The sequence below is a fragment of the Thalassovita taeanensis genome (genome assembly GCF_900110775.1).
GTDB classification, from domain to species: Bacteria; Pseudomonadota; Alphaproteobacteria; order Rhodobacterales; family Rhodobacteraceae; genus Litorimicrobium; species Litorimicrobium taeanense.
The window spans coordinates 118,750-145,712 of record NZ_FOEP01000006.1 but is presented as its reverse complement, the minus strand read 5'-3'; the positions used below and the strand labels follow the sequence as shown (position 1 = coordinate 145,712).

The 26,963-nt window shown below is 62.0% G+C and carries 24 protein-coding genes; 14 read left to right on the top strand and 10 right to left on the bottom strand.

Going from position 1 to position 26,963, the window contains the following annotated elements; translation table 11 throughout:
* Nucleotides 1-12 precede the first annotated feature (12 nt).
* The 4 genes from BSF79_RS10390 to BSF79_RS10375 all read left to right on the top strand — a co-directional run bounded on the left by BSF79_RS10390 (nucleotide 13) and on the right by BSF79_RS10375 (nucleotide 5,017).
* The gene (locus BSF79_RS10390; RefSeq protein ID WP_090269830.1) at nucleotides 13-1,713 is read left to right on the top strand and encodes a peptide ABC transporter substrate-binding protein; all 1,701 of its coding nucleotides are present in this window, start codon (nucleotides 13-15) and stop codon (nucleotides 1,711-1,713) included.
* A 102-nt stretch (nucleotides 1,714-1,815) separates the two neighbouring features.
* Nucleotides 1,816-2,823: an ABC transporter permease gene (locus BSF79_RS10385; RefSeq protein WP_090269829.1), complete on the top strand. Its 1,008-nt coding sequence runs from the start codon at nucleotides 1,816-1,818 to the stop codon at nucleotides 2,821-2,823.
* On the top strand, nucleotides 2,816-3,727 hold the full coding sequence (locus BSF79_RS10380) for an ABC transporter permease (RefSeq protein WP_090269828.1): 912 nt from the start codon (nucleotides 2,816-2,818) through the stop codon (nucleotides 3,725-3,727). The genes BSF79_RS10385 and BSF79_RS10380 overlap by 8 nt, the downstream gene beginning before the upstream one ends.
* A 228-nt stretch (nucleotides 3,728-3,955) precedes the next feature.
* Entirely contained in the window at nucleotides 3,956-5,017 is a 1,062-nt protein-coding gene (locus BSF79_RS10375) for a YeeE/YedE family protein (RefSeq protein WP_090269827.1), read from the top strand.
* Here the strand turns inward: BSF79_RS10375 and BSF79_RS10370 are convergent.
* From BSF79_RS10370 to BSF79_RS10335, 8 genes are all read right to left on the bottom strand, one after another.
* On the bottom strand, nucleotides 4,953-6,233 hold the full coding sequence (locus tag BSF79_RS10370; RefSeq protein ID WP_090269921.1) for a DUF3422 family protein: 1,281 nt from the start codon (nucleotides 6,231-6,233) through the stop codon (nucleotides 4,953-4,955). The genes BSF79_RS10375 and BSF79_RS10370 overlap by 65 nt on opposite strands.
* Before the next feature lie 98 nt (nucleotides 6,234-6,331).
* On the bottom strand, nucleotides 6,332-6,754 hold the full coding sequence (locus BSF79_RS10365; protein ID WP_090269826.1) for a PaaI family thioesterase: 423 nt from the start codon (nucleotides 6,752-6,754) through the stop codon (nucleotides 6,332-6,334).
* A 176-nt stretch (nucleotides 6,755-6,930) separates the two neighbouring features.
* The gene (locus BSF79_RS10360) at nucleotides 6,931-7,311 is read right to left on the bottom strand and encodes a carboxymuconolactone decarboxylase family protein (protein WP_090269825.1); all 381 of its coding nucleotides are present in this window, start codon (nucleotides 7,309-7,311) and stop codon (nucleotides 6,931-6,933) included.
* A complete protein-coding gene (locus BSF79_RS10355) occupies nucleotides 7,304-7,687 on the bottom strand; it encodes a MerR family transcriptional regulator (RefSeq protein ID WP_090269824.1) in 384 nt (127 codons plus the stop codon). Before BSF79_RS10355 ends, BSF79_RS10360 begins: the two co-directional genes overlap by 8 nt.
* Before the next feature lie 151 nt (nucleotides 7,688-7,838).
* Nucleotides 7,839-9,314 (bottom strand): NAD(P)(+) transhydrogenase (Re/Si-specific) subunit beta, encoded by a 1,476-nt coding sequence (locus BSF79_RS10350; RefSeq protein WP_090269823.1) that lies wholly within the window; start codon nucleotides 9,312-9,314, stop codon nucleotides 7,839-7,841.
* A gap of 17 nt (nucleotides 9,315-9,331) precedes the next feature.
* Nucleotides 9,332-10,906 (bottom strand): Re/Si-specific NAD(P)(+) transhydrogenase subunit alpha, encoded by a 1,575-nt coding sequence (locus tag BSF79_RS10345; RefSeq protein ID WP_090269822.1) that lies wholly within the window; start codon nucleotides 10,904-10,906, stop codon nucleotides 9,332-9,334.
* 123 nt (nucleotides 10,907-11,029) lie between these two features.
* Entirely contained in the window at nucleotides 11,030-11,479 is a 450-nt protein-coding gene (locus BSF79_RS10340; protein WP_090269821.1) for a methyltransferase family protein, read from the bottom strand.
* Nucleotides 11,480-11,513: 34 nt separating this feature from the next.
* Complete coding sequence (locus BSF79_RS10335; protein WP_090269820.1) at nucleotides 11,514-12,464, bottom strand: MBL fold metallo-hydrolase; 951 nt, start codon at nucleotides 12,462-12,464, stop codon at nucleotides 11,514-11,516.
* A 150-nt stretch (nucleotides 12,465-12,614) separates the two neighbouring features.
* Here BSF79_RS10335 and BSF79_RS10330 point away from each other — a divergent pair, with 150 nt between their 5' ends.
* From BSF79_RS10330 to kynA, 4 genes are read left to right on the top strand one after another with little or no spacing between them, the layout of a single operon-like run.
* A complete protein-coding gene (locus BSF79_RS10330; RefSeq protein ID WP_090269819.1) occupies nucleotides 12,615-13,367 on the top strand; it encodes an SDR family NAD(P)-dependent oxidoreductase in 753 nt (250 codons plus the stop codon).
* Nucleotides 13,368-13,370: 3 nt separating this feature from the next.
* Nucleotides 13,371-13,751, top strand: a complete 381-nt coding sequence (locus BSF79_RS10325; RefSeq protein WP_090269818.1) for an MmcQ/YjbR family DNA-binding protein — start codon at nucleotides 13,371-13,373, stop codon at nucleotides 13,749-13,751.
* A complete protein-coding gene (gene kynU / locus BSF79_RS10320; RefSeq protein ID WP_090269817.1) occupies nucleotides 13,748-14,941 on the top strand; it encodes a kynureninase in 1,194 nt (397 codons plus the stop codon). The genes BSF79_RS10325 and kynU overlap by 4 nt, the downstream gene beginning before the upstream one ends.
* Nucleotides 14,942-14,980: 39 nt before the next feature.
* Nucleotides 14,981-15,817, top strand: a complete 837-nt coding sequence (gene kynA / locus BSF79_RS10315; protein WP_090269816.1) for a tryptophan 2,3-dioxygenase — start codon at nucleotides 14,981-14,983, stop codon at nucleotides 15,815-15,817.
* Nucleotides 15,818-15,885: 68 nt separating this feature from the next.
* Here the strand turns inward: kynA and BSF79_RS10310 are convergent, their stop codons facing one another.
* Nucleotides 15,886-16,488, bottom strand: a complete 603-nt coding sequence (locus tag BSF79_RS10310; protein ID WP_090269815.1) for a TetR/AcrR family transcriptional regulator — start codon at nucleotides 16,486-16,488, stop codon at nucleotides 15,886-15,888.
* Nucleotides 16,489-16,593: 105 nt separating this feature from the next.
* On the opposite strand from BSF79_RS10310, the gene BSF79_RS10305 reads away from it, so the two are divergent.
* The 3 genes from BSF79_RS10305 to BSF79_RS10295 all read left to right on the top strand — a co-directional run bounded on the left by BSF79_RS10305 (nucleotide 16,594) and on the right by BSF79_RS10295 (nucleotide 21,232).
* The gene (locus tag BSF79_RS10305; RefSeq protein WP_090269920.1) at nucleotides 16,594-17,055 is read left to right on the top strand and encodes a (2Fe-2S)-binding protein; all 462 of its coding nucleotides are present in this window, start codon (nucleotides 16,594-16,596) and stop codon (nucleotides 17,053-17,055) included.
* 3 nt (nucleotides 17,056-17,058) lie between these two features.
* On the top strand, nucleotides 17,059-19,299 hold the full coding sequence (locus BSF79_RS10300; RefSeq protein ID WP_090269814.1) for a xanthine dehydrogenase family protein molybdopterin-binding subunit: 2,241 nt from the start codon (nucleotides 17,059-17,061) through the stop codon (nucleotides 19,297-19,299).
* 187 nt (nucleotides 19,300-19,486) lie between these two features.
* Nucleotides 19,487-21,232, top strand: a complete 1,746-nt coding sequence (locus tag BSF79_RS10295; RefSeq protein WP_090269813.1) for a Hint domain-containing protein — start codon at nucleotides 19,487-19,489, stop codon at nucleotides 21,230-21,232.
* Between the two features lie 8 nt (nucleotides 21,233-21,240).
* On the opposite strand, the gene BSF79_RS10290 is transcribed toward BSF79_RS10295, so the two are convergent.
* On the bottom strand, nucleotides 21,241-22,017 hold the full coding sequence (locus tag BSF79_RS10290; protein ID WP_090269812.1) for a gamma-glutamyl-gamma-aminobutyrate hydrolase family protein: 777 nt from the start codon (nucleotides 22,015-22,017) through the stop codon (nucleotides 21,241-21,243).
* A gap of 208 nt (nucleotides 22,018-22,225) precedes the next feature.
* Here BSF79_RS10290 and pepN point away from each other — a divergent pair, with 208 nt between their 5' ends.
* The 3 genes from pepN (at nucleotide 22,226) to BSF79_RS10275 (ending at nucleotide 26,893) form a co-directional block, all read left to right on the top strand.
* Nucleotides 22,226-24,778: an aminopeptidase N gene (gene pepN / locus BSF79_RS10285; protein WP_090269811.1), complete on the top strand. Its 2,553-nt coding sequence runs from the start codon at nucleotides 22,226-22,228 to the stop codon at nucleotides 24,776-24,778.
* 110 nt (nucleotides 24,779-24,888) lie between these two features.
* Nucleotides 24,889-25,332: a hypothetical protein gene (locus BSF79_RS10280; protein WP_090269810.1), complete on the top strand. Its 444-nt coding sequence runs from the start codon at nucleotides 24,889-24,891 to the stop codon at nucleotides 25,330-25,332.
* Nucleotides 25,333-25,720: 388 nt separating this feature from the next.
* Nucleotides 25,721-26,893 carry a hypothetical protein gene (locus tag BSF79_RS10275; RefSeq protein WP_139246427.1) on the top strand — a complete coding sequence of 391 codons (1,173 nt, stop codon included), beginning with the start codon at nucleotides 25,721-25,723 and terminating at the stop codon, nucleotides 26,891-26,893.
* Nucleotides 26,894-26,963 lie beyond the last annotated feature (70 nt).

The window sequence follows — 26,963 nt, the reverse complement described above, 5'->3', positions numbered from 1 at the left end:
TAGGAGAGAGAAATGAAACTGAAGTCCCTTATGCTCGGCGCAGTCGCCGTGGCCGCCATGGCCCCGGCTGCTTTCGCTGAACGGGGTGCAGACGGCCATGTGAACATTATTTACTGGCAGGCCCCCTCGATTTTGAACCCTTATCTGTCCAGCGGCACAAAAGACATCGAATCCGGATCCCTCGTGGTGGAGCCGCTTGGCCGCTACGACCAGACCGGTGGTCTGGTCCCCTATCTGGCCGAAGGCATCCCCACCGTTGAAAACGGCGGCGTGGCAGAGGATCTGAAATCCATCACCTGGAAGCTGAAGTCCGGCCTGCTGTGGTCCGATGGCACACCTGTCACCTCGGCTGACGTGAAATTCACTGCCGACTACTGCATGCACCCCGAAGGCGGCTGCGCGCAGCTGGCGAAATTCGAAGGCGTCGAAAGCATCGACACGCCGGATGATCTGACCGTCGTCGTGCACTTCTCGGAAGCCAAACCCAACCCTTACGGCCCCTTCATGGGTGGGCAGTCGCCGATCCTTCAGAAGGCGCAGTTTGAGAACTGCACAGGCGCCAAGGCCCCGGAATGCACCGACGCCAACTTTGGCCCGATCGGCACCGGCCCGTTTGTCGTGACCGAGTTCCGCCCGAATGACGTGATCTCGATGGTGGCGAACCCCAACTACCGCGATCCGGCCAAGCCTGCCTTCGCCACGCTGACCTTCAAAGGTGGCGGCGATGCCACAGCTGCGGGTCGCTCGGTTCTGGAAACCGGCGAGTTTGACTATGCCTGGAACCTGCAACTTGCCCCCGACGTCATCGCCAAGATGGAAGAGGCCGGCAAAGGCAAGACCGTCGCGGGCTTCGGTTCGCTGGTGGAGCGGATCGAGATGAACATGACCGATCCTTCGCCTTCGCTGCCGGATGGCGAGCGTGGCACGGCCAAGCATCCGCACCCGATCCTGTCCGACATGAAGGTGCGTAAAGCGCTGTCGATGGCGATTGATCGCGACCTTCTGGTGGAAATCGGTTACGGGAAGGCGGGTCGCCCGACCTGTAATCTGGTACCCGCACCGGCAATTTATGCGTCGCCCAATACAGATTGCTTGACGCAGGATATCGACGGCGCCAAGGCGCTGCTGGACGAGGCTGGCTGGAAAGTCGGCGCTGGTGGCATCCGCGAAAAGGATGGCAAGAAACTGTCGCTGCTGTTCCAAACCTCGACCAATGCCGTGCGTCAGGATTTCCAGGCTCTGATCAAACAGTGGTGGGGCGAAATCGGTGTTGAAACCGAGCTGCGCAACATCTCTGGCTCGGTCTATTTTGGTGGTGATCCCGGGTCGCCCGATACGTTCCAGAAGTTCTTTGCTGACGTGGAAATGTATGCCAACAACTTCGATGGCACCGACCCCGAAGCCTATCTGGCACAGCACACCTGCGAGAAGGCTCCCAAGCCGGAAAGCCAGTGGCAGGGTGAGAACATCAACCGTTTCTGTGACCCGGAATACGACAAGCTGGTAGCAGAGCTGGGCCGCACAGGTGAGTTGAGCAAACGTGGCGAAATCGCCATCCGGCTCAACGAGATGCTGACCAAAGACAGCTATGTCGTGGTACCGCTGGTGGACCGTGGTCGTGTCTCGGCCCATGCCAACAGCCTTGGTGGTGTGGTTCTGAACACTTGGGACAGCGAACTGTGGAACGCGGCTGACTGGTATCGCATCAAGTAAGCTGCAAGTCCTTGTGCCCCGGCCATATTTGGCCGGGGCATTTCCGTATGCGGGTTTCCGCCGCCCGCTCTCAAATAAGATCAAGCCGCAAAGGCACCGCTCATGCTGACCTTTACCATCCGTCGATTGGTTCTGGCCGTCCCGACGCTGTTGTTCATCAGTCTCGTGATTTTTCTGCTTCTCGAACTTGCCCCCGGTGACCCGATGGCACAGGTCCCGCTGACCGTGCCGCCCGAGGTCAAGGAACGCATGCGCGAGGCGCTGGGGCTGGGACAACCTGTCCATATCCGCTTTTTCAAATGGCTGGTGCAGTTCTTCTGGATCGAGCCGCAGGTGCTGATCGACAACCTGTTCGGCACTGCCCTGTCCGAGGGCAAGCTGCGCGTGCTATCGTGGCAGACCCGCAGCCCGGTGATGGACATCGTGGTGCAGCGCATGCCGCAGACCCTATGGGTCGTTGGCATGTCCTATGTGGTTGGTGTTCTGATTGCTTTGCCAATCGGTATCTACTCGGCCTATCGCCAATATTCGGTATTTGATCAGGTCGGTACGTTCGTGTCGATGATCGGGTTTTCGGTCCCCCCCTTCTTTTCCGGTGTCTTCGTCATCATTATCTTCTCGGTTCAGCTGGGATGGCTGCCGTCGATTTATGACACCACCCATAAGGTCGTGGATTGGGATACGTTTGTTACCCAGCTCAGGCAAATGGTGATGCCGGTGATGGTTCTGGCGCTGCAAACCACGGCGCAGTTGAGCCGGTTCATGCGGGCGTCGATGTTGGACAACCTCAATCAGGATTACGTGCGCACCGCCCGCGCCAAGGGGCTGAGCGAAAGCACCGTGGTTCTGGTGCATGTTTTGCGCAACTCGATGATCCCGGTGGTCACGGTGATTGCGCTTGGCGTTCCGGCCATCTTTGGCGGCGCGATCATTACCGAGCAGGTGTTCAAGGTGAACGGGATCGGGCAGCTGCTGATCGGAGCGATTCAGGCCAATGACTTGCCGATGGTGCAGACCCTGACCTTCATCTTTGCTGTGCTGATCGTACTTTTCAACCTGATCGCGGATGTGCTCTATGGCATCCTGGACCCGAGGATCCGCTATGACTGAGCTGTCAAACCCCATCCCAGACCGCGCGCCGCGCAGCCAGTGGCGCGATGTGTGGGATCAGTTCAAGACCCACAAAGGTGCGGTCATGGGCGGCGTGATCTTCCTGCTGATCGTGGCGGTTGTCTTTATCGGGCCGCTGGTCTGGCCCTATGATGCCACCTATATCGACATCCGGTCGCGCAATCAGGGAGCAAGCTTTGCCCACCCTCTTGGGACCGATCAACTGGGCCGCGATACGCTGGCGCGGATGATGGCCGGTGGTCAGACTTCGGTTTCGGTCGGGATTACGGCGATGCTGCTGGCGCTGTTTCTGGGCAGCTTGGTCGGCGTCGTCTCGGGCTATTTCAAACGGCTCGACGGGCTGTTGATGCGGCTGACCGATCTGTTTCTGGCGCTGCCGCTGTTGCCCTTGCTGCTGGTCATGGTCTTGCTGTTCCGCGAGCCGCTGAATACCGCGTTTGGACCGGAAACCGGGATTTTCATCCTAATTGTCGGCGCCATCGGGCTGACCAGCTGGATGCCCACCGCGCGGATCGTGCGCGGTGATGTGCTGGCGCTGAAAGAGCGTGAGTTTGTGCTGGCTGCCCGCTCGATCGGGACCAACAACGTCAACATGATCCTGCGGCATATCCTGCCAAACGTGATGTCACCGATCATGGTGTCGGCCACATTAGGCATCGCCAACGCGATCATCACCGAAAGCGCGCTGTCGTTTCTTGGCCTTGGGTTTCCGCCCGATTTCCCGACCTGGGGTCGGTTGCTGTTCGACGCCACCGACTACCTGCAGCAATACCCCGAGCGGGTGTTCTGGCCCGGTGTCGCGATCAGCCTGACAGTGCTGAGCGTGAACTATCTTGGCGACGGCCTGCGGGATGCGCTGGACCCGCGCATTCGCGGTCGCTGAGGCCACGCAGCGCAACTATCGCGCAAATAAGGATCAAAGCCCGGCCCGTCGCTTCTGCGGCGGGCCGCTTGCTTTAAATTGCCTATTCGCATGGGTCGATATGTTTCGGCTTTCACTTCAAATCGGAATAATGTTCCGATCTGAATCGCGCGACAGCAAGTGACATCACTTGATCTATACGCGATATCAGTGCAGTCGGGAAAAAATTCCAACCTCAGGGGAATCCCAATGTTTGAATCCTTCGGTTTTGAGAACCTGACCGCACCGCAAGCAGCAGTCTACGCAGCACTTGCCATCGGCCTGGCCTTTGGTGTGCTCGCGCAGATCACCCGCTTCTGCTTTCGCCGTGCCATCGTCGGCGAGGATCGTCGCGCGGCAGCGGGTGTCTGGCTGACTGCGCTGGCCGTTGCGGTTCTGGGCACACAGGCCGCCGTGTCCTATGATTTGATCAGCTTCGCAGATCACCGCTTCATGGTGGCGGATCTGCCAATCCTGGCCATTGTCGTTGGCGGGCTGCTGTTTGGCGCGGGCATGGTGCTGACACGGGGCTGCGTGTCGCGGCTGACGGTGCTGACCGGCAGCGGCAACCTGCGTGCCGCATTGGTGCTGGTGGTCTTCGCCGTGGTGGCACATGCGACGCTCAAGGGCGTTTTAGCCCCCGTACGCACCGCATTGGGCGCGGTGACTGTACCACTGGAAAACGCCGCCCTGCCCGGCTCGGCCCTGATCTGGGCCGTTGTGATCGCAGCCGCAGCGCTCGCCTTTGCGCTGCGGTCAGGCAATCGGCCCGGTATGCTGGTTCTTGCAGCCCTGTTGGGCGCGCTGGTGCCGCTGGCGTGGGTTGGGACCGGGTTCATCCTGCTGGACGACTTTGATCCCGTGGCACTGGAAAGCCTGTCCTTCACCTCGCCCGCCGCCGACACGCTGTTCTGGACAATCGCGTCCAGCTCGATCCCGGCGAATTTCGGCACCGGGTTGATGGGGGGTGCGTTTGCAGGCGCGCTTCTGTCCGCATTGATCCGGGGGCAGTTCGCATGGCAAAGCTTTGACAACGCACGGCAAACAGGTCGCTACCTTGCGGGTGCCGCGTTGATGGGCGTTGGCGGAGTTCTGGCCGGGGGCTGCACCGTGGGCGCGGGCCTGTCGGGCATCCCGACCCTGTCCATCGCCGCCATTCTGGCGATCGTCAGCATCGGGCTGGGCGGCTGGGCCACCGGGCGCGTGCTTAGTGCATCTTCCGGTGAATCCGCCGGATCGACGCCCAAACAACCGCGACAACCGGCAGAGTGACCAGCGCCGTCAATTCCCCCTTGCTGAGGCCGACCAGCCCGGCAAGGGGATAGGCCACATAAGACACCAGCGATACCGCGTAATAGCTGATCGCAACCACGCTCAGCCCCTCGACGGTTTTTTGAAGTTTCAGTTGCATGTCAGCCCGCTGATCCATGCTTTCCAGCAGCTTCTGATTCTGGGCCGAGCGTTCCACATCCACCCGCGTTCGCAGCAATTCCCCCGCCCGAATGGCCCGGTCCGCCATGGTAGCCAGTCGCCGTTCGGTGGCCTTGACGGTGCGCATCGCCGGATCATAGCGCCGCATCATGAATTCGTTGAAGGTCTGGCGCCCGTCGAACCGCTGTTCGCGCATGACCTCGATCCGCTGGTGCACGATTGCCTCATAGGCGGCAGTGGCGCCGAAGCGGAAGGAATTGCGCGCCACCATGCGCTCCAGTTCGGCCGAAGTGGACAGCAACCCTGTCAGCGTGCCCTCGGCGGCAGTGCTGTCGTCGCTCATCCGGTCCATCAGCCCGGTCAGTTCGCCATCCAGCGCGCCCATGCGGGCGGACATTTGGCGCGCGCGGGCGAACCCCAGCATCGACAGGCTTTTATAGGTCTCAATTTCGCACAGGCGCTGTACGACGCGGCCAATCCGGCGGGTTCCGGCATCTGGGGCCGCAAACACCGCAAAGCGCATGTGTCCGGCGGGGTCGAGCCGGAAATCGCCAGCCATCACCGCGACGTCATCCAGAACCCGGCTGACAGCCAGGCTTTCGGGGACAAACCAGTCGTTAAGATGTTGTATAACCTGTTCTTTTTCCGGCCAAGGTTCGACCCGCAGCAGGACCGAGCTGACCCGTGCGCCGGGGGCCTGATCCAGCCAATCGGCCGGGAACACCTCGAAATCGGCAGGGTCAAACGCGCGGGCACTGAGGGCGTCGGAAAACGCGGTGTAGGTCACGAATTCGGTGTGGCTTTCCCACTTCAACCGGTGCCGCCCGATCCGACCCGAATAATGCGTGGCCCCCGGTTGCGGATGTGCCGCGCCATGGCGATCCAGCAACGCAATCAGGTGATCCAGATCCGCCTGCCGGTCGCGCCCCGCCGCATCCTCGGCCTGTTTGATCGCCAGATAGACCGCAGTGCACGGCACGCTGAGCGCGGGAAAGGGCCGGGCGTGCAGTTCGTTGGCAAGGTCATACCGCAGCGGATGGTCGGCGATTGGGGGCATGGCAGTCTCCTGATAGACAGCCACCCTAGAGGGTGACACCCAAAAGTAAACATATTTTTGTTATTTTCCAATAGGTTGACGGAATACAACGGCATACATTAGAGCGTTTTTGCGCCGCCGCCGACAGGTACAATCGTGCCCTGCGCCGCCGCGCAGAGGGTCTCGACACCCTCGGCAACCACAAAAACATCGCAGCGACAGACCGCCTGTGTCTTGCCGTGCGACACGACCTGAGCCCGGGCAATCAGGCGATCACCGATGGCGGGGCGGGTGTAGTTGATCTTCATTTCCAACGTCACCACATTGTTCAGAACCGAGCCACCGGCATAAGTCAGAGCGTTATCAGCAAGATAGCTGACGACACCGCCATGGGCGAAGCCGTGCTGTTGCAGGTGATCGGGGCGCAGGGGCAATTGCAGTTCGGCGTGGCCAAGCTCGAAGGTCGTGAGCTGGGTGCCCAGCAGCGTGCTGAATGGTTGTGAGGCCAGAACCTTGCGGCCCATTTCCAACATATCCGACATGGTGATCCTCCTGAATGCTCCCACGTCAGAGGAACACTGCCGCGCGCTGCGGTCAAATCCGCCGTTACGTCACGGGATTTCGGGGATACACCCGGCATGCACACAGCATGCACATCACATGCATATCGCAGGTGCAGAAAACCGCCCCGCTGCGGCGCCGCATTGCGCGCCGCGCCTCAAGCATCCTCGGGGGCGGAAAATACCTCGAGCGCGGCGTTCAGCCCGTTGATCGCCGCAGGCATGCCGCCATAGACCGCCATTTGCCAGATCACTTCGAGGATTTCCCGCTCGCTTGCCCCGGCGGCGCGGGTATGGGCGATGTTGACCTTCAACTGTGGTGCTGTGTGCCCGCCCAAAGCGGTCAGCGCGGCGATGGTGCAAAGCTGCCGGGTTTTCAGGTCCAGCCCATCGCGGGCATAGTGGCGACCGTAGGCCCATTCCACCAGCGTTTCGGCCATGTCGGGCACGGCGGCATCGTAGCGGTCGGAAAGCGCTTGCTCCAGCGTCGGGTTCATTCCGGCCAGCAGGGCGCGGCCTTGTTGCAATGCGTCAGTCATGGGTCGGCTCCGGTTCAATATGTTGCGCCTCGAGCGCGCGGTAATGGACGACCTTCTGGTCCATCAGTTTCAGGGTATCTTGCAGTTGGACCAACTGCGCCGCGATGGCCGTGCGGTGGTCTTCCAGCATCTGGCGGCGTTCGGCATAGGTGGCGGGGCCTTGGGCGCGCAGGCGGGCATAGCGGATGCGGTCGGCCTGTTTCATGCCAGTCGCGTTCAGCTGATCCAGGAAGCGCACCCATCCCAGGATATCGGGGTCATAGCTGCGCCTGCCCGCATCGTCGCGCGGTGGTGGGGTAATCAGGCCGATTTTCTCGTAGAACCGCAGGGTATCAATCGTCAGGCCGGTTTTCGCGGCCACTTCGGAAATCTTCACATCTGCCCCCTTTCGTGGTGAGTCGGGACAGCATAGGGGCTGGAGTGCACTCCAGCTCAAGCGATTTTTTTTGGCGGGCTTCTCGCCCTTGGCGCGCAACGAAAAAGGCCACCCCGGAGGGTGGCCTTTGGTTTTTCGGGATGTGCCCGGCTTAGCTGATTTTGGTCAGCAGCTCGTCCAGCGACTTCTTGGCATCGCCGTAGAACATGCGGGTGTTCTCTTTGTAGAACAGCGGGTTTTCGATACCGGAATAGCCGGTGCCCTGACCGCGTTTCGACACGAACACCTGTTTCGCCTTCCAGCACTCCAGAACCGGCATGCCGGCGATGGGGCTGTTGGGGTCTTCTTGTGCCGCCGGGTTCACGATGTCGTTGGACCCGATCACGATGGCAACGTCCGTTGTCGGGAAGTCATCGTTGATCTCGTCCATCTCCATCACGATGTCGTAGGGCACTTTGGCCTCGGCCAGCAGCACGTTCATGTGACCGGGCAGACGGCCAGCAACCGGGTGGATCGCAAAGCGGACATTCTTGCCCTTGGCGCGCAGGCGCTTGGTCAGTTCGGAAACCGACTGCTGTGCCTGTGCCACGGCCATGCCATAGCCCGGAATGATGATGATGCTGTCAGCCTCGTCCAGTGCTGCGGCAACGCCGTCGGCGTCGATGGCGATCTGTTCGCCTTCGACTTCCATCTGCGGGCCAGTGGTGCCGCCGAAGCCGCCCAGAATGACCGAGATGAACGAGCGGTTCATCGCCTTACACATGATGTAGGACAGGATCGCACCCGAGGAACCAACCAGTGCGCCGGTGACGATCAGCAGGTCGTTACCAAGGCTGAAGCCGATGGCGGCGGCCGCCCAGCCCGAGTAGCTGTTCAGCATCGAGACCACCACAGGCATGTCGGCGCCGCCGATGCCCATGATCAGGTGGTAGCCGATGAAGAAGGCCAGCAGGGTCATCAGGATCAGCGGCCAGAGCGCTCCGGTGTTGAAGTAGATCACCAGCAGGATCAGCGAGCCCGCAGCGGCAGCAGCATTCAGCATGTGACCGCCCGGCAGTTTCTTGGCCTTGCCGTCAACTTTGCCGGCCAGTTTCCCGAAGGCAATGATCGAACCGGTGAAGGTCACAGCGCCGATGAAGACGCCCAGGAACACCTCGACCTTGAGGATGTTCAGCTCGACCGCGGTTTTATGCGCGACCTTGCCTGCGAAGCCGTCGATGCCCTGCTCGTGCAGCCAGGCCAGCAGGCCGGTTTCATTCAGCGAGGTGGGCGCGGATGCCATGATCTCGGCAACGCGGGACATTTCGAACTGCGCGTTGAAGCCGATCAGAACGGCGGCGAGGCCGACGAAGCTGTGCAGGGCCGCGACCAGCTGCGGCATTTCGGTCATCTCGACCTTTTTTGCCACCAGTTGGCCAATGAAGGCGCCGGCGCCGACCATCAAGATCACCACCAGAAGGTTGCCCATGCCCGGGCCGAAGATCGTGGCGACAACCGCCAGACCCATGCCGACAATGCCGTACCAGACCGCGCGCTTGGCGCTTTCCTGACCGGACAGACCGCCCAGCGACAGGATGAAGAGAACAGCCGCCGCGATATAGGCGGCAGAAACGATACCAATGCTCATTTATCTGCTCCCTTTCCTTAAGATTTCTGGAACATGGCCAACATGCGACGGGTGACCATGAAGCCCCCCACGATGTTGATCGTTGCAATCAGGATCGACACGGCGGACAGCACCACCACCAGCCAGTTGCCCGAGCCGACCTGCAACAGGGCGCCCAGAACGACGATGCCGGAAATCGCGTTGGTCACAGCCATCAGCGGTGTGTGCAACGAGTGCGACACGCCCCAGATCACCTGGAAGCCGACGAAGCAGGCCAGAGCGAACACGGTGAAGTGCGACATGAAGCTTTCGGGGGCGAAGGCGCCCACGATCATCATCAGGATCGCACCGACGGCCAGAAGCGTGACCTGACTTTTGGTCTGCGCTTTGAACGCGGCGGTTTCGGCGGCGCGTTTTTCCTCGGCGGTCAGCTCTTTGGCTTTTTCCTTGGGTTTCTGCGCGGCAATTGCGGCCACCTTGGGGGGCGGCGGCGGGAAGGTGATGGCGTGGTCATGGGTCACGGTCGCGCCCCGGATCACGTCATCTTCCATGTTCTGCACAACCTGCCCGTCTTTGTTCGGGGTCAGGTCGGTCATCATGTGGCGGATGTTGGTCGAATAGAGCGTGCTGGCCTGTGCGGCCATGCGCGACGGGAAATCGGTGTAGCCGATGATGGTCACGCCATTCTCGGTCACGATTTTCTCGTCCATCACGGTCAGTTTGCAGTTGCCGCCCTTTTCCGCCGCAAGGTCCACGATCACGGAGCCGGGTTTCATGGCGGCAACCATGTCTTCGGTCCACAGTTCGGGGGCTTCGCGGTTGGGGATCAGCGCCGTGGTGATGACGATGTCGACCTCGGGGGCCAGTTCGCGGAACTTGGCAAGCTGGGCTTCGCGGAATTCAGGCGACGAAACCGAGGCATAGCCGCCGGTGGCGGCGCCGTCCTGCTGGGTTTCCTCGAAATCGAGGAAGACGAACTCGGCGCCCATCGACTCGACCTGTTCGGCCACTTCGGGACGCACGTCGAAGGCATAGGTGATCGCGCCAAGCGAGGTGGCGGTGCCGATCGCGGCAAGACCCGCGACGCCGGCGCCGACAACCAGAACCTTGGCGGGGGGCACTTTTCCGGCGGCGGTGATCTGACCGGTGAAGAAGCGGCCGAAGTTGTTGCCTGCTTCGATCACGGCGCGGTAGCCTGCGATGTTGGCCATCGACGACAGCGCGTCCATTTTCTGGGCGCGGCTGATGCGCGGCACCATTTCCATGGCGATCACGGTCGCACCCTTGGATTTGGCCGCTTCCATCCCGGCCTCGTTGGCGGCGGGGTTGAAGAAGCTGATCAGGGTCTGGCCTTCGCGCAGACGCTTGAGTTCAGTTTCGTTTGGCTGACGCACTTTGGCGACGACATCGGCCGCTTTCCACAGTGCGGCGGCAGTCTTGACGATCTCGACCCCGGCGGCCTTATAGGTCGCATCCGAGAACCCGGCGGCAGCACCGGCCCCGGTTTCAATGGCACACTCATAGCCCAGCTTTTGCAGTTGCAAAGCTGAGTCCGGCGTCATCGCAACTCGCGCCTCGCCGTCAAAAACTTCCTTTGGCGTTCCGATCTTCAAAGCAAACGTCCCCCTTTCGAACAGTTTTTACATCTCCGATACATTCGGAGTACGTCATCCGTGTTTCGCGCAACTTTATTGCGCCATAAGCCCAGCCTCAGATGCACTGAACAGGCCTCGCTGTCAAATCCATCGGCGTGTCTTTTGACAATAGCGCGCAAAATTCGCGCGAAATTTGATTCGCAGCCTATTTTCCTCGGGAATGACGAAACGTTTTTCCAAAACCCACAGCAGGATCGGCACCAGAGGCAGCGACAAAACCGCGTCCATACGCAGGATCAGCCCGGCCAAAACCAGTATATCGCCCAGATAGATCGGGTTGCGGCTGCGGCTGAAGATGCCGCTTGTGACCATTTGGTTGGCGTCGCGGTGCGGAATGAACGTGGTGTGATGGCGGCGCATTTCATAGACCGCCAACGCCATCAGCACCAACCCACCCCCAACCAGAACGCCACCGACAAAATCGGCAAACGCGCCCCCGAAACTCAGCCCATACGGCACGAACCGCGCCTGTGCCCAAGCCAGCGCGATGGCCGCCAGAAGCCAGACCGGCGGGATATCCAGCCATTTCATTTTGGTCCCTCCGCAAGATGCGCGGTGTGTTTTGTCATTCCCATTCCATTTCCTCGAACACGCGACCGGCGTTTTTGGTGGCCAGTTCCTCGAACGTGTCCAGATGCGCCCAGCGCGACTGATCGACATAGTATGCTCCGGCCAGATCGCCCCCATCGTCAATATGTGCGCCGATCTTTTCGCGCAAATCGACGAGATAATCATGTGTATAGCGCCGGACCTGCGCCAGATTGGTCGGATGGCCGTGGCCGGGGATCAGATAGGTCGGCGCGATCGGTTCCAGCTTGTCCTCCCATGTGGCGATCCAGCAGCTGGTGCAGGTGTCCTGAAAGATCGGCGGCATCCGTTCATGAAACGCGATGTCGCCCGCGATCATCATGCTCCACTTCGGGATCCAGACCTGCGTATCGCCGGGGCCATGCGCCGGGCCAAGGTGGAGGATTTCAAAGGTCACATCGCCCATGGTCAGGTCATAGCGGTCTTCGAAGGTGATCGTCGGGGCGACGATCCGGGTGCCTTCGGCCTTGTCGCGGTTATAACGCTGCATGCCTTGCAGGATGAAATCGCCGTTTTCCTTGACCTCGTGCGCGGCCTCGGTCTGCATCAGGATATCGACGCCCTGATCGGCCCAATAGGAATTGCCAAGGATCGCGTGGCCCTGACCGTTTTCGCTGATCACCAGTTTGACGGGTTGGTCGGTGACGGCCTTGATCTCGTCATGCAGGGCCTTGGCGAGGCGGGCCGAGGCGCCGCCGTTGACCACGACGACCCCGTCGCCGGTCACCACGAAGGACAGGTTGTTGTTATGGCCGCTGTTGTCATACCCCGGAGGGGCCGTCGCGCCGATGGCCGAGAAGACATAGGGGATCACCTCGACCGGTTTGGAGTAGAGTTCGGATTGCGGGTATTGATCGGCGATGTCTTCGCTGGCCTGTGCGACCGATGCCGCCAGCACGAGCGCGCCCCAGATGAAAATGCGTCTCATGGTACTCCTCCCGGATAAATCACTATGGCATCAAATTCACCGAACTGAATATCAATGTAAAGTCGCCATCATCCGGGCGCCGCGGAAATTGCACGGCTTGCGCTGGCGGCGCTCGCTTGTATCGTGCCCCCATGTAAGGGAGGAAACGATATGGAACTCAAGGGTAAACACGCCTTGGTCACCGGCGGTGGCACGGGCATCGGGTTGGCCGTGGCGCGGGCATTGGCCGCAGAGGGCGTGAACGTCACCATCACCGGGCGCCGGTTGGAGGTGCTGCAGGAGGTGGCGGGCGACAACATGTTCCCGGCCGTGATGGATGTGACCGACGATCAGGCCGTGGCCGAAGTGATTGCGGCGGCTGTGGCCGAGCGCGGGCCGATCCAGATCTGCGTGGCCAATGCGGGCATTGCCGAGGGGCGCAAGCTGCACAAGACCGACACCGAGTTCTGGCGCAAGGTCATGGCGACCAATCTGGATGGCTGTTTCTTTACCGTGCGCGAAAGCCTGAAATCGATGCTGACCACCGATTGGGGCCGGGTGATTGCGATCTCGTCGATTGCGGGGCTGCGGGGGCTGGACGGGGCCGGGGCATATTCGGCGTCGAAACACGGGGTGATCGGGATGATCCGGTCCTTTGCCGAGGATTTCATGGGTGGGCCTTATACGTTCAACTCGATCTGTCCGGGGTATGTCGACACGCCGATCGTGGCGCGCAACACCGATGCGATTTCGTCGCGGGCCGGGGTCAGCGCCGAGCAGGCGCGCGACATGATGATACAGGCCAACCGCCACAAGCGCCTGATCAAGCCCGAAGAGGTGGCCGCCACCGCGATGTGGCTGTGCAATCCGATCTGTGAAAGCGTCAACGGTCAGGAGATCCAGATCGCCGGTGGCCAGGTCTGAGCCATGACGCGGGACGAGTTCAACAGCTTCTGCGCCGCGTTGCCCAGCACCACGCATGTGGTGCAGTGGGGCAATGCGGATGTGTGGAAGTTGGGGGGCAAGGTGTTTGCAATCGGCGGCTGGAACGCGGGCGAGGATGCCTTCACCTTCAAGGTCAGCGATCTGGGGTTCGAGGTTCTGAGCGATATGCCGGGGCTGCGCCCAGCGCCCTATATGGCGTCGCGCGGGCTAAAGTGGGTGCAGCATTTCGGCCCGCCCGGCCTGTCGGATGCGGCGCTTGAGGATCATCTGAGGGCGTCCTATGACATGATCGCGGCGGCGCTGCCGAAGAAGACACGCGCCGCTTTGGGGCTGACGATAGTTGCGAAAGAGAGCGGCGCATGACTGATTTTCACCACACCAAATCGCTGTTTCACCTGCCTGAGGGGGTGATTTACCTTGATGGCAATTCACTGGGGCCGCTGCCCAAGGCGGCGCCTGCCCGCATGGGTGCGGTGATGCAGGATGAATGGGGCGAGATGCTGATCACCGGCTGGAACAAGGCCGGGTGGATGGCGCAGCCGACCCGCGTGGGCGACCGCATTGCCCGGTTGATCGGGGCCGAGCCGGGGCATGTGGTGCTGGGCGATACGCTGTCGATCAAGGTGTATCAGGCGCTGGCCTCGGGGTTGGAGCTGCGACCAGAGCGCAGGGTGATCCTGTCGGACAGCGGCAACTTTCCATCGGATCTGTATATGGCCGAAGGGTTGATCGCCTCGCTGGGGCGGGGGCATGAATTGCGCGTGGTGGCGCCCGAAGAGGTTGAGGCCAATATCACCGACGAGGTTGCGGTGCTGATGATCACCGAGGTCGATTATCGCACCGGGCGCTTGCATGACATGAAGGCGCTGACGGCCAAGGCGCATGCGGCGGGGGTGATCACGGTATGGGATCTGGCGCATACGGCGGGAGCCACGCCGGTGGATCTGTCAGGGGCCGGGGCGGATTTCGCGGTTGGCTGTACCTATAAGTATCTCAATGGCGGGCCGGGTGCGCCGGCGTTTATCTATGTCGCGCCGCGCCATGTGGACAGCACCCGCCCTGCCCTGTCGGGCTGGCTTGGGCATGACGCGCCGTTTGCATTCGAGCCATCCTATCGCCCCGGTAGCGGGATCGACCGGATGCGGGTCGGCACGCCGCCGGTGCTGGCGCTGGCCGCGCTTGAGGCGGCGCTGGATATCTGGGACCTGACCACGATGGAGCAGGTCCGGGCGCAGTCCATTGCGCTGACCGAGCAGTTCATCGCCGAGGTTGAAGCGGCCTGTCCGATGCTGGAGCTGGCCAGCCCGCGCGATGCCGCCGCGCGCGGATCGCAGGTGTCGTTCCGCTTTGCCGACGGGTATGCCGCGATACAGGCGCTGATTGCACGCGGGGTAATCGGGGATTTCCGCGCGCCCGACATCATGCGCTTCGGCTTTACGCCCCTGTATATCGACGAGGGTGATGTCAGCGCCGCCGTGGCGATAATCGCCGACGTGATGGGCAACCGTCTGTGGGACCGCGACGCGTATAAAACCCGCGCCCGCGTGACCTGATGAAACGCGCCGGGGTCGCCCCGGCAAGGAGCCTTTTGCATGACTGATACCCCTTTCGACCCCGCCACGGATGGCGCGCAGATGTCCTTTGACGGGCGCATGTCTTATGGCGACTATCTGGGGCTTGATGCCATTCTGACGGCGCAGCATCCGCTGTCGGACGCGCATGACGAAATGCTGTTTATCATCCAGCATCAGACCTCGGAGTTATGGATGCGGCTGGCGCTGCACGAGTTGGGCATTGCCCGCAGCACGTTGCAGAAAGGCGCGCTGCGCCCGGCGTTCAAGATGCTGAGCCGGGTGGCGCGGATATTCGAGCAGCTCAATTCCGCGTGGGATGTGCTGCGGACCATGACGCCGTCGGACTACAGCCGGTTTCGCGATGCCTTGGGGCAAAGTTCAGGGTTTCAGTCGCATCAATACCGGCTGATCGAGTTCACGCTGGGCAACCGCAACCCGGCCATGCTGCGGCCACATGCGCATCGTCCCGATCTGACCGCGCTGCTTGAGGCCGAGTTGGCGCAGCCCTCGTTGTATGATGTGGCGCTGCGGTTGCTGTCGGAGGCGCAGCCGGTGCCCGAGGCGGTTCTGGGCCGCGATACGCGCCAGGCCTATGCCGCGCACCCTGGCGTCGCAGAGGCCTGGGCGCAGGTGTACCGCGCGCCCGAGCAATATTGGGAGCTGTATGAGCTGGCGGAGAAACTGGTGGATCTGGAGGATTATTTCCGGCGCTGGCGGTTCAATCACGTCACCACGGTCGAGCGGGTGATCGGATTCAAGCGCGGCACAGGTGGCACCGGCGGGGTGTCATATCTGCGCCGGATGCTGGAGGTCGAGCTGTTCCCCGAATTGTGGCATCTGCGCACGGATCTTTGACGCGGTGCGGCGTGGTGACGGTGGAGCCTCCGGCGGGGATATTTGGAAGATGTGAAGGTTTGGGCGCGTCAGCGTGACAGGGCGGCGCCGAACAGTTGGGCCAGGCGGCGGACCGAGGTGCGGTAGCTGGCGTAATCCGGCATTGCGGCCTTCACGCCGTGCAGCGCGGCCATCATTGTGGTGGCCAGAGCAGCCGGGTCGTCGCCAAACGGGGTCAGGCTGATCCGGTCGGCGGCCTGTTCCTTGCGCAGCCAATCGGCATAGAGGGCGGCCATCCGCGCCTCGCCCTCGCGGGCGATGTCGGCGCTGGAGGCGTATTTGGTATCCAGAAGCTCTTGGCCGTGCGGCGAGGAAAGCATGGCCTCGAACACCGGGCCGGCCTGTGCTTCGAAGGCCGCGGTCAGGGCGTCAGTCGCGGGGAGGGGCCGAGCCAGAACGGTGGAGATGGCCGTGGCGGCCTGGTCGTAGTAGTCTTGGGTCAGCGCGCGCAGGATGTCTTCTTTGTTGCGGTAGTGCAGATAGACCGCCGCGCGCGACATGCCTGCGCCGCGGGCGATATCCTCCATCGAGGTACGGCGGAACCCATAGAGCCGGAAGGCCGTGAAGGCAGAGGCGAGAATGGCCGCCTGTTTGGGGTCTGACACGAAGGGGTCGTAGGCTTTATTCTGCATTTTTTCGATCTGACAGTTTCAGGTGATTTTGTCAATTGACAGCCTGACATTTTGTCCTATTTTTGTCACAACGTCAAAGTGCCGCAACAAAATGGAGCGAACGCCATGTCCACGACCCTGACCATCAATGGGCAAAGCCATCAGGTTGATCTGCCTGGCGATGTGCCCCTGCTTTGGGTACTGCGCGATCAGATCGGGCTGACCGGCACGAAATACGGCTGCGGCGTCGCCGCCTGTGGCGCCTGCACGGTACAGATTGACGGCGAGGCGGTGCGATCGTGTCAGGTGGCGCTGTCGGATGTGACCGGCGAGGTGACGACGATCGAGGGGCTGGGCGCCCCCGGCGCGCTGCATGCGTTGCAACAGGCGTGGGTTGCGCATCAGGTGGCGCAATGCGGGTACTGCCAATCGGGGCAGATTATGCAGGCCGCCAGTTTGCTGGCCACCACCCCTGCCCCGACAGATGCCGAGATTGACGAGGCGATGCAGGGCAATCTGTGCCGCTGCGGCACCTATCCCCGTATCCGCGCCGCGATTCACAGCGCCGCCAAAACTTTGGAGGGCTGAGACATGGCCAGCATTGGAAAAATCGCGCGCCGCTCGTTTCTGATCGGCTCGGCTGCGATTGTGGGCGGCGTGGCGTTTGGCGTCTATAAGGTCAAGCAGCCTGCGCCCAATCCGCTGCACTCTGATGCGGGGCAGACCGCGCTGACGCCCTATGTGCTGATCGACGCCAATGGTGTGACCATCATCACGCCGCGGGCCGAGATGGGACAGGGGGTGCATTCGACACTGGCCGCGTTGGTGGCCGAGGAGTTGGACGTGGCGTGGGAGGATATCACCACCCTGCATGGACCGCCCGGTCAGGCCTATTTCAATCAGGCGATCATGGCGGCCGCGTTGCCGTTCAAGGACTATGCCAAGTCCGAGTTCGTGCATTCGGTGGGGGAGAGCCTTGGGCAGGCGGGCAAGCTGATGTCGCTTCAGGTCACCGGCGGGTCGAGTTCGATGGTCGATGGATATGAGAAGATGCGCCACGCCGGGGCAACGGCACGTGAGGTGCTGAAGCTGGCGGCGGCGCGGCGGTTGGGCGTGCCCTCGGCGCAGTTGCGCACCGAGGGCGGTCAGGTGATCGCGCCGGATGGCACCCGGCTGAGCTATGTCGAGCTGGCGGAAGAAGCGGCGCGGATTGAGCCGCCGCGCGTGGGCCTGCGCGACAAATCGCAGTGGAAATACCTTGGCAAGCCGATGCCGCGGGTTGATATGCTGGCGAAATCCACCGGAACGGCCACCTTTGGCATTGATGTGCGGGTGCCGGGGCAAAAGTTTGCGGCGCTGCGGGTGAACCCGCATCTGGGCGGCGGCATGGTCAGCTATGACGACAGTGCGGCGCGGGCGATGGCGGGGGTCGAAAAGATCATCCCGCTGGAGCATGGCGTGGCCGTGGTGGCCAGCAATACCTGGCTGGCGATGCAGGCGGTCGACGCGATCGAGGTTGACTGGAAAACCTCGGACAACCCGGCGGATACGGCTGCGGTGTTTGCGGTTCTGAATGCGGCGCTGGACGGCAAGCCCAACAGCACGATGCGCGATGACGGAGACGCCGATACGCTGCCGGAGGGCGCAACCGAAGTAACGGCAAGTTACACCCTGCCCTATCTGGCGCATGCCACGATGGAGCCGATGAATGCCACGGCGCTGTATACCGGCGCGGCGTTGACGGTGTGGTGCGGCAATCAGGCGCCGGTGATGGTGCGCAAACGATGTGCAGATGCTGCCGGGCTGGAGCCCGAGGCGGTCACTGTGCACACCACCTTTATGGGTGGCGGATTTGGGCGGCGCGGGGAAACCGATTATGCGGTTTATGCGGCGCAGGTCGCGGTGGCGATGCAGGGCACGCCGGTGCAGTTGACGTGGAGCCGGGAAGAGGACATGCGCCACGATTATTACCGCCCCGGCGCGGTGGCGCGGTTCCGCGGCGCGGTGAAGGACGGCAAGGCGGTGCTGCTGGACGGGCAGATCGCGGCGCAGTCGGCAACGCGGCAAGCGGGCGCACGCCTGCTGGGCCTGCCGATGGGGGGCCCGGACAAGGGCCATGTCGAGGGGGCGTTTGATCAGCCCTATCTGATCCCGAATTACCGGGTGCGCGGATATCTGGCGGATCTGGATATTCCGGTGGGGTTCTGGCGCTCGGTCGGGAATTCGTTCAACGGGTTTTTCCACGATACGTTCATTGACGAGCTGGCCCACGCCGCCGGGCGTGACCCGATGGCGTTCCGGCTGGAGATGATCGAGCCGGTGCATGCGCCTTCGGCTGCGGTGCTGAAGGCGGTGGCGGACATGTCAGGCTGGACCGGCAAGACGCCTGACGGGATCGGGCGTGGCGTGGGCTTCACCTATTCGTTCGGCACGCCGGTGGCGCAGGTGATCGAGGTGCTGGATGAAGGCGGCACGATCCGCATCAACCGGGCCTGGATTGCAGCGGATGTCGGCACCGCGCTGGATCCGCAGAACGTCGAGGCGCAGCTGACGGGGGGCATGATTTTCGGCCTGTCGGCGGCGGTGCACGGGCAGATCACCTTTGACGAGGGCGCGGTTGAGCAGGGGAACTTCCCCGAATACGACGCGTTGCGGATGCACAACGCACCGCTGCCGCAGGTGCGCATTCTGGAAACAGGCGCGCATCTGTCGGGGGTGGGCGAGCCGGGCACGCCGCCATCAATGCCCGCATTGGCCAACGCGCTGTTTGATCTGACCGGCACGCGCGCCCGGTCCCTGCCGTTGGAGGATCAGTTCAACCTGCTGATCTGACGCTCATGTTTTCAGATTGGCGGCCACAGACCTGACACAGTTGCCGCCAATTTGCCTTAAACCCATCCAAAACCTGCCTCACAGCCATTGTATCCCGGACGGCAACAAAGCGGCCAGGGACATGGTCGCGCGTATTGAGTGTGTGCTGATCGGGTGAACCGGTGGCACGAGGCAGGAGAGTAGAACAATGCCGTCAGGGTATCTTGTCACGTTGGGCGACGGATCGCTTGATGCGAACGATGTGATCAGTGGGGGCTATGTCAGCTTCACCACGGACGAGGTTCTGGGCACGGGCCAGTGGGTCTGGAGCGGGCGCTGGGGCGGGCGGAATTACACCAATGAGGTCGAGCCGGGCAGCTATGTTCTGGCCACCAACGGCAATGTCTATTTTGTCCCTGACTATGGCTCGGTTGATCGGCTGAACACGGCCAGCGTGGTCAGTGCACCGGCCTATTCCGAAGACGCCCCCGACGGGTTGATCGAGGGCACAGGTGGTGCTGATCTGATCGACGCCAGCTATGTCGATCCAAATGGTGATCAGGTCGATGGCGGCACCGGCACCGGTGCCGGGGGGCTGAACGATTCAATCGTCGCTTATGGCGGCAATGACACAGTATATTCCGGACAAGGCGGTGACACGGTCGACGGGGGCGCCGGAAACGACTCGATCGACGGCGGAGACGGCGCCGATAGTCTGGTCGGGGGAAGCGGCAGCGACACCCTGATCGGCGGCACCGGAGATGACACGCTGGCGGGTGGCGCGGGTGGCGACAGCCTGTCTGGCGGCAGCGGCATGGATTATCTGGATTATTCCACCTCGTCGGCCGGGGTGGCGATTGATCTGGGGGCCAACACCGCTTCGGGTGGCGATGCGACGGGCGATACGCTGGCCGGGGGGCTGGATGGCATCATCGGGTCCGACTGGAACGACACGCTGACCGGATATGACGGTCAGGGGGCGGATTGGACCAACGTGTTTTATGGCGGCGCGGGCGACGATCTGATCGACGGCGCGGGCGGCGATGACAGCCTGTTTGGCGAGGACGGCAACGACACAATCTGGGGCGGTGCCGGGGCCGATGTGGTCGATGGCGGCGCGGGCGATGACGTGCTGCACGTCGGGTCGGGTGACACCGCGACCGGTGGCGCCGGCAATGACACGTTTGTGCTTGATACCGGCAACCTTGGTGGCGGCACCATCACCATTGACGGCAGCGAAACAGCGGAACCGGGTGGCGATACGCTGGATTTCGGCGGGCTGATCGACTGGGACGACGTGAGTTATTCCAATACCGATCCGGCGGCGCTGGCCGGGTCTGCGACGTTGGCAGACGGCACGTTGGTGAACTTTCAGAATATCGAAAGTGTGATCATCTGCTTTACGGCGGGCACGCGGATTCTGACGCCCTTCGGCCCGCGCCCGGTGGAGACACTGCGGCTGGGTGATCAGGTGGTGACGCGTGACAATGGAGTGCAGCCGATCCGCTGGGTGGGCAAGCGTCAGGTCGAGGGCCACGGCACATTTGCGCCAATCCGCTTTGCCCCGCGCAGCATTGGCAACACGCATGAATTGCTGGTGTCACCGCAACACCGGATGCTGCATCGGTCCAGCATGGCCAGCCTGTACTTCGACAGTTCTGAAGTGCTTATCCCAGCCAAGTATATGGTCAACGGCACCACAATCCGGCAGCATGAGCAGGCCAGTGTGGAGTATATCCACATCCTGTTCGACCAGCACGAGATTGTCTTTGCCGAAGGGGCCGCCAGCGAAAGCTTTCACCCGGCGCAAATGGGGCTTGAGGCGATCAGCGACCCCGCGCGCGAAGAGCTGTTCGAGCTGTTCCCCGAGTTGCGCGGCAATCCCAATGGCTATGGCGACACGGCACGGCAATGTCTGCGCAGCTTTGAGGCCCGGATCCTTCAGGCCGCCTGAGCGCGGTTTCAGGCGGATTTCAGCAGCCGGGCCGATTTCGACGCAGCCCAGTTGCGAACTGCCTCGCCAAAGGCGGTGAACAGCGGGCGCGAGACCGGATCATTGGCCGCGTCCCATTCAGGATGCCACTGCACCGACAGGGTAAAGCCCGGCGCGCCTTCGATATAAATCGCCTCGGGTGTGCCATCAGGGGCCAGCCCGTCGATCACGACCCGCGCGCCTGCGGTCTTGATCCCCTGCCCGTGCAGCGTGTTGGTCATGACCTCGGGGGCGCCCATCAGGCGGTGAAACACCCCGCCTTCGGTGAAGCTGACCTTGTGGCGCAGGGCGAATTTTTCTTCAAGCGTGCCATCGGGGGGCATGCGGTGATTCATCCGGCCGGGCAGATCGCGAATCTCGGGGTAGAGCGAGCCGCCCATGGCCACGTTCACCTCTTGAAACCCGCGGCAGATGCCCATGAAGGGCTGGCCGCGTTCGACACAGGCGCGCACCAGCGGCAGCGCGATCGCATCACGGCAGCGGTCGAAATCACCATGGGCGGGGGTTTCCGGTTCGCCGTATTCTTCGGGGTGCACATTGGGCCGCCCGCCGGTCAGAACGAAGCCGTCGCAGACCTCAAGCAGTTCATCGACCGAGACAAAGCGCGGGTCAGCGGCGATCAGGATGGGAATGCAGCCCGACACGTTCGCCACGGCTTCGGTATTCATGACGCCGCCTGCGTGGACCTGATAGCTGTCGTTGATCAGGTGGTGGTTACTGATAATGCCTACAACGGGTCGGGTCATGTTGCGCCTTCTCTGTCTTCATTGTCAGATTATATGCATTTGAAAGGTTTCAAAACAAGAAATCTGCGCACATACGCAGAGGGCCGGTGCGAATGGGCCCGCTCAGATGCTTAGCATTTCAGCAGGGGGGATGCATCCCCCCAGCGCCTTGCGGCCCTTGTCGCATCGGCCTAACGTGCGGACAAATTCATACCGCCGGAGCCCCCCGATGAAAGACGCAGCCCCCCAGACGATCCACCTTGCCGATTACGCCGCCTATTCGCATCTGGTGGACAGCGTGCATCTGACGTTCCGCCTGTCGCCCGACGCCACGCGGGTGATCAGCCGGATCGTGTTTCGGCCCAACCCCGACGCGCCCGCCCAGCCGTTTTTCCTGCATGGTGAGGGTCTGCGCCTGATCAGCGCCAGCATTGATGGCGCCCCCGTCACGCCGACGCTGACCGAGACCGGGCTGACCTGCGATGTCCCCGATGGGCCGTTTGTGTGGGAGACCGAGGTTGAGATTGCGCCCGCCGGAAATACCGCGCTGGAGGGGCTTTATATGTCGAACGGCATGTATTGCACCCAATGCGAGGCCGAGGGGTTTCGCAAGATCACATACTATCCCGACCGCCCCGATGTGATGAGCATCTTCACCGTGCGCATCGAGGGGGCCGAGCCGGTTCTGCTGTCCAACGGCAACCCGGTGGCACAGGGCGCGGGCTTTGCCGAGTGGCACGATCCCTGGCCCAAGCCCGCCTATCTGTTTGCGCTGGTCGCGGGGGAATTGCTGGCGCATCCGGGCGAATTTACCACGCAATCCGGGCGCAAGGTCACGCTGAACATCTGGGTTCGACCCGGCGACGAGGACAAATGCGCCTTTGGGATGGAAGCGCTGAAAGCCTCGATGCGGTGGGACGAGCAAGTTTACGGGCGCGAATACGATCTGGATATCTTCAACATCGTCGCGGTGGATGATTTCAACATGGGCGCGATGGAAAACAAGGGGCTGAATATCTTCAACTCCTCATGCGTGTTGGCCAGCCCCGAAACCAGCACGGATGCGAATTTCGAGCGGATCGAGGCGATCATCGCGCATGAGTATTTCCACAACTGGACTGGCAACCGCATCACCTGCCGCGATTGGTTTCAGCTGTGCCTGAAAGAGGGGCTGACGGTGTACCGCGATAGTCAGTTCACCTCTGACGTACGCTCGGCCCCGGTGAAGCGGATCGAGGATGTGATACAGCTGCGGGCGCGGCAGTTCCGTGAAGACAATGGCCCGCTGGCCCACCCGGTGCGGCCCGAAAGCTTTGTCGAGATCAACAACTTCTATACCGCAACGGTGTATGAAAAAGGTGCCGAGCTGATCGGGATGCTGAAAACGCTGGTGGGCGATGCCGATTATGCCCGCGCGCTGGATCTGTATTTCGAACGTCACGACGGGCAGGCCTGCACCATCGAGGATTGGCTTAAGGTGTTCGAGGATGCCACCGGGCGCGATCTGGGTCAGTTCAAACGCTGGTATGCGCAGGCGGGCACGCCGCGCCTGTCGGTGACGGATGAGTTTGCGGACGGGCGTTATACGCTACATTTCAGCCAGCAGACGCCGCCGACGCCGGGGCAGGATCAGAAAGACCCGCGCGTGATCCCGATCGCCGTGGGGTTGTTGAACCCGAATGGTGACGAGGTTCTGCCGACAACCGTTCTGGAGATGACGCAAGCCAGCCAGAGCTTTTCCTTCGATGGTTTGGCGACGCGGCCTATCCCTTCTATTTTGCGGAACTTTTCGGCGCCGGTGATCCTTGAGCGCGCGACAAGCAATGCCGAGCGCGCCTTTCTGCTGGCGCATGACACCGACCCGTTCAATCGTTGGGAAGCGGGGCGTGCCCTGGCGCGGGATGGTCTGATCCGGATGATTCTGGAGGGGGCTGCGCCCGACACCGCATTCCTTGAGGCGCTGCAGGCAGTGGCGCGCGATGACAGTCTTGATCCGGCGTTCCGTGCGCTGGCGATGGGCCTGCCCAGTCAGGACGATCTGGCGCAGACGCTGTTTGATATGGGGCATACGCCTGATCCGCAGGCGATCTGGCAGGCGCTTGAGACGCTGAAACAGGCCATGGCCCAGCATATGCAGGACCTGCTGCCGCGGCTTTATGCCCAATATCAGATCGAGGAGGCGTACCGCCCGGATGCCACGCAAACCGGCGCGCGGGCGCTGGCCAATACGGCGCTGGCGCTGCTGAGCCGATTGGATGGTGGCGCGCAGGCGCAGCGGCAATACGACAGTGCGGGCAATATGACCCAGCAACTGGCGGCCTATGGCTGTCTTCTGACGGTTGGCAAAGGGACTGCGGCCACGACGGCGTTTTATGAGCAGTGGAAGCACGACCGGTTGGTGATCGACAAGTGGTTCAGCCTGCAAATCGCCTGCGCCGACCCGGCTGAGGCCGTGGATGTGACCCGCGCCCTGACCAAGCACCCGGATTTCACAATGAAAAACCCCAACAGGTTCCGCGCCACGCTGGGCGCGCTGACGGCAAGCCCGGCAGGGTTTCATCAGGCCACGGGTGCGGGATATGCGCTGTTGGCGGATTGGTTGATCCGGCTGGACCCGCTGAACCCGCAAACCACTGCTCGGATGTGTTCGGCGTTTGAAACCTGGCGCCGGTATGATGCCGGTCGGCAGGGGCTGATCAAGGCGCAGCTTGATCGGATCCTGTCGACGCCCAACCTGAGCCGGGACACGGCGGAAATGCTGGGGCGCATTCGCGGCGCATAGGTCGGACCTTGCAAAAAGACCAATACGGGCAGCGATACGGCAATAATATTTCAATGCCTGCCGGTATCGCTTGCCCAAGTTCCGCCTCAATGCGACAATAGCATTGAGGCATGAAACGTATCGAAGAATATCATTGGCAAGGGCTTGACCCGTTGCAGGTGGCCAAGCTGTTCGCGCTTGCGCTGTTGTGGGTGATATTGTTTGTCGTTGCCGACCACATTCAGGTCTGGCAGGGTGTGCTTATGACCTCGGCCATCGCGCTGTTTTCTGCGGCGGTGTGGCGGGAAATCATGACCAGCATTCGCTCGGGGTGTTGGCTGACGGAAACGCATTTTCATATCTACTATGGTAACAAGCACTGGTCATTTCCGCTGGCGGGTATCGCCTCGATCGGGGGGCGGAGTGCGCCGTTTCTGATGCGCGCGCCGCATCTGGAACTGGTGGGCGGGCGCCGTGTGCCGCTGCCTGTGACCTCGCTGCCATCATCGCGGCATCTGCGCCGCTGGTTTGCACATAGTGCAATCCGGGTTGATGCGTTGGCCCAACAGGCCTGATATTTTTCCAACCGGACAAGACAGCGGACGGCCCATGATTGGCTGGGCGTTTTTGATCGCAGGCGCCCCCCCTGTCAGGCGCAAAGCTTCAGACCGCTTTTGTTCGACAATATCGCCCTGAATTCGGGATTTCACCGCAGGAAGAAACAGTACGGATACTTCACCACAAAGTGGTATGGAATCTCCCCCGCACTGCCATTTTTCTGCCCGAATATCCACTCAGAGTAGCTTGGCAATACCAGACTTAAGAAGCGGATTTTCAATGTTCTTTCTGCCCCGCAAAAAGCGATCTTTACCCGACGCACCACAGGCCCAACCCACACGTGAGGCAATTTTGTCCACGGTGGTTGGCGGTGCCCGCAGAAGACCACAGACGGAAGCACGGCCATTGCAGGCCGCAACGGCCGCTGACGCGCTTGATGTGCTGGTGCATGCCATCGGCCCCGAGGAGCTGCAGCGTGAAAAGTTCGAAGCGCAGGGCCGGTTTCTGGCCCGGCAGGACCGTTGGGATGAATTGGGAGCACTGATTCGACAGTATGATCAGGCGCGGGCGGCGACCGAAGGCGGGATGCCGCTGGCGGACTTGCTGGCGTATGGCGCGCGCGCCGACGTTGTCACACTGGTGGAAGCGGCCCTGACCGACCCCGGCCAAATGAGCAAACAGGCGCCGCGTCAAGGGCTGGCCGAACTGGAGGAGGTTCTGGCGGAATACCCCGAGGATTACGGCGTCGCGCTGGTCGTGATCCACGCCTATATCGATATCGCCTGGGCATGGCGTGGCGAGGGCTGGGCGCAGGACGTGCCGCCATCGCACTGGCGCAAATTCATCGCCAAGATGAAGCGGGCCTCGGATCTGCTGGATGGCTTCAATTCGTTTGAATGCAACAGCCCCGCTTTGGCCGCAGCCCAATGTGCGCTTTTGTCGGTGCAAGAGGTGCCACAGGTGCGTGTCGCGGACGATTACGAGGATCTGATCGAGCTGGACCCGACCAACCCGCGCCATATGCGAGCCTTTGGCAATCATCTGCTGCCGCGATGGTTCGGCAGCTATCAGCAGTTGGAGGTCGAAGCCCGGCGCATTGCCGTGTTGACCGGCGACGTGTGGGATGCGGGCGGCTATGTCTGGATGTATCTGGATGCGCTGGCGGCGGACCCACAAGCGCTTGATATGCTGGACACCGATTTCTTTGTTGAAGGCCTGCGGGATATCCTGACGCGGCGTACGGATCAGCACACGGTCAACATGTTGGCGGCCTTCTGTTCTGTCACCCTGAGCCAGCCACGCTTCAGGCAGGCGCAATACCGGACCAAGCTGGCGCAGATCACCGCTGCGTTTGACTGGATCCTACAGGACCATCTGCGCGAAATTCACCCACTTTTGTGGGGGATGGCGGCGGATGGGCCGGAGCCGCGCCTGTCGCAGGCCCGGCGCGAGGTTGTGGCCGAGGCCGGACGTGGCAGCGCGCTGCAGCGCATCGCCGAGCATTTCGAAGCGGAGATTCGCAAAGGGGCACGGATTGTCTTTGCCGAAAGCGGCCCGCAGGTCATTCTGACGGCGTGAAGAACACGCAAGGCGGCACCTGCCCCCTTGCCCCCTCTGCGCCCCTGTCCTAGAACCCGGAGCAATCCGT

Bases quoted from the DNA above. Each gene is read 5' to 3' on its own strand.
- BSF79_RS10390 (WP_090269830.1), top strand. From the start codon at position 13: ATGAAACTGAAGTCCCTTATGCTCGGCGCAGTCGCCGTGGCCGCCATG.
- BSF79_RS10385 (WP_090269829.1), top strand. From the start codon at position 1,816: ATGCTGACCTTTACCATCCGTCGATTGGTTCTGGCCGTCCCGACGCTG.
- BSF79_RS10380 (WP_090269828.1), top strand. From the start codon at position 2,816: ATGACTGAGCTGTCAAACCCCATCCCAGACCGCGCGCCGCGCAGCCAG.
- BSF79_RS10375 (WP_090269827.1), top strand. From the start codon at position 3,956: ATGTTTGAATCCTTCGGTTTTGAGAACCTGACCGCACCGCAAGCAGCA.
- BSF79_RS10370 (WP_090269921.1), bottom strand. From the start codon at position 6,233: ATGCCCCCAATCGCCGACCATCCGCTGCGGTATGACCTTGCCAACGAA.
- BSF79_RS10365 (WP_090269826.1), bottom strand. From the start codon at position 6,754: ATGTCGGATATGTTGGAAATGGGCCGCAAGGTTCTGGCCTCACAACCA.
- BSF79_RS10360 (WP_090269825.1), bottom strand. From the start codon at position 7,311: ATGACTGACGCATTGCAACAAGGCCGCGCCCTGCTGGCCGGAATGAAC.
- BSF79_RS10350 (WP_090269823.1), bottom strand. From the start codon at position 9,314: ATGAGCATTGGTATCGTTTCTGCCGCCTATATCGCGGCGGCTGTTCTC.
- BSF79_RS10340 (WP_090269821.1), bottom strand. From the start codon at position 11,479: ATGAAATGGCTGGATATCCCGCCGGTCTGGCTTCTGGCGGCCATCGCG.
- BSF79_RS10335 (WP_090269820.1), bottom strand. From the start codon at position 12,464: ATGAGACGCATTTTCATCTGGGGCGCGCTCGTGCTGGCGGCATCGGTC.
- BSF79_RS10330 (WP_090269819.1), top strand. From the start codon at position 12,615: ATGGAACTCAAGGGTAAACACGCCTTGGTCACCGGCGGTGGCACGGGC.
- BSF79_RS10325 (WP_090269818.1), top strand. From the start codon at position 13,371: ATGACGCGGGACGAGTTCAACAGCTTCTGCGCCGCGTTGCCCAGCACC.
- kynU (WP_090269817.1), top strand. From the start codon at position 13,748: ATGACTGATTTTCACCACACCAAATCGCTGTTTCACCTGCCTGAGGGG.
- kynA (WP_090269816.1), top strand. From the start codon at position 14,981: ATGACTGATACCCCTTTCGACCCCGCCACGGATGGCGCGCAGATGTCC.
- BSF79_RS10310 (WP_090269815.1), bottom strand. From the start codon at position 16,488: ATGCAGAATAAAGCCTACGACCCCTTCGTGTCAGACCCCAAACAGGCG.
- BSF79_RS10305 (WP_090269920.1), top strand. From the start codon at position 16,594: ATGTCCACGACCCTGACCATCAATGGGCAAAGCCATCAGGTTGATCTG.
- BSF79_RS10300 (WP_090269814.1), top strand. From the start codon at position 17,059: ATGGCCAGCATTGGAAAAATCGCGCGCCGCTCGTTTCTGATCGGCTCG.
- BSF79_RS10295 (WP_090269813.1), top strand. From the start codon at position 19,487: ATGCCGTCAGGGTATCTTGTCACGTTGGGCGACGGATCGCTTGATGCG.
- BSF79_RS10290 (WP_090269812.1), bottom strand. From the start codon at position 22,017: ATGACCCGACCCGTTGTAGGCATTATCAGTAACCACCACCTGATCAAC.
- pepN (WP_090269811.1), top strand. From the start codon at position 22,226: ATGAAAGACGCAGCCCCCCAGACGATCCACCTTGCCGATTACGCCGCC.
- BSF79_RS10280 (WP_090269810.1), top strand. From the start codon at position 24,889: ATGAAACGTATCGAAGAATATCATTGGCAAGGGCTTGACCCGTTGCAG.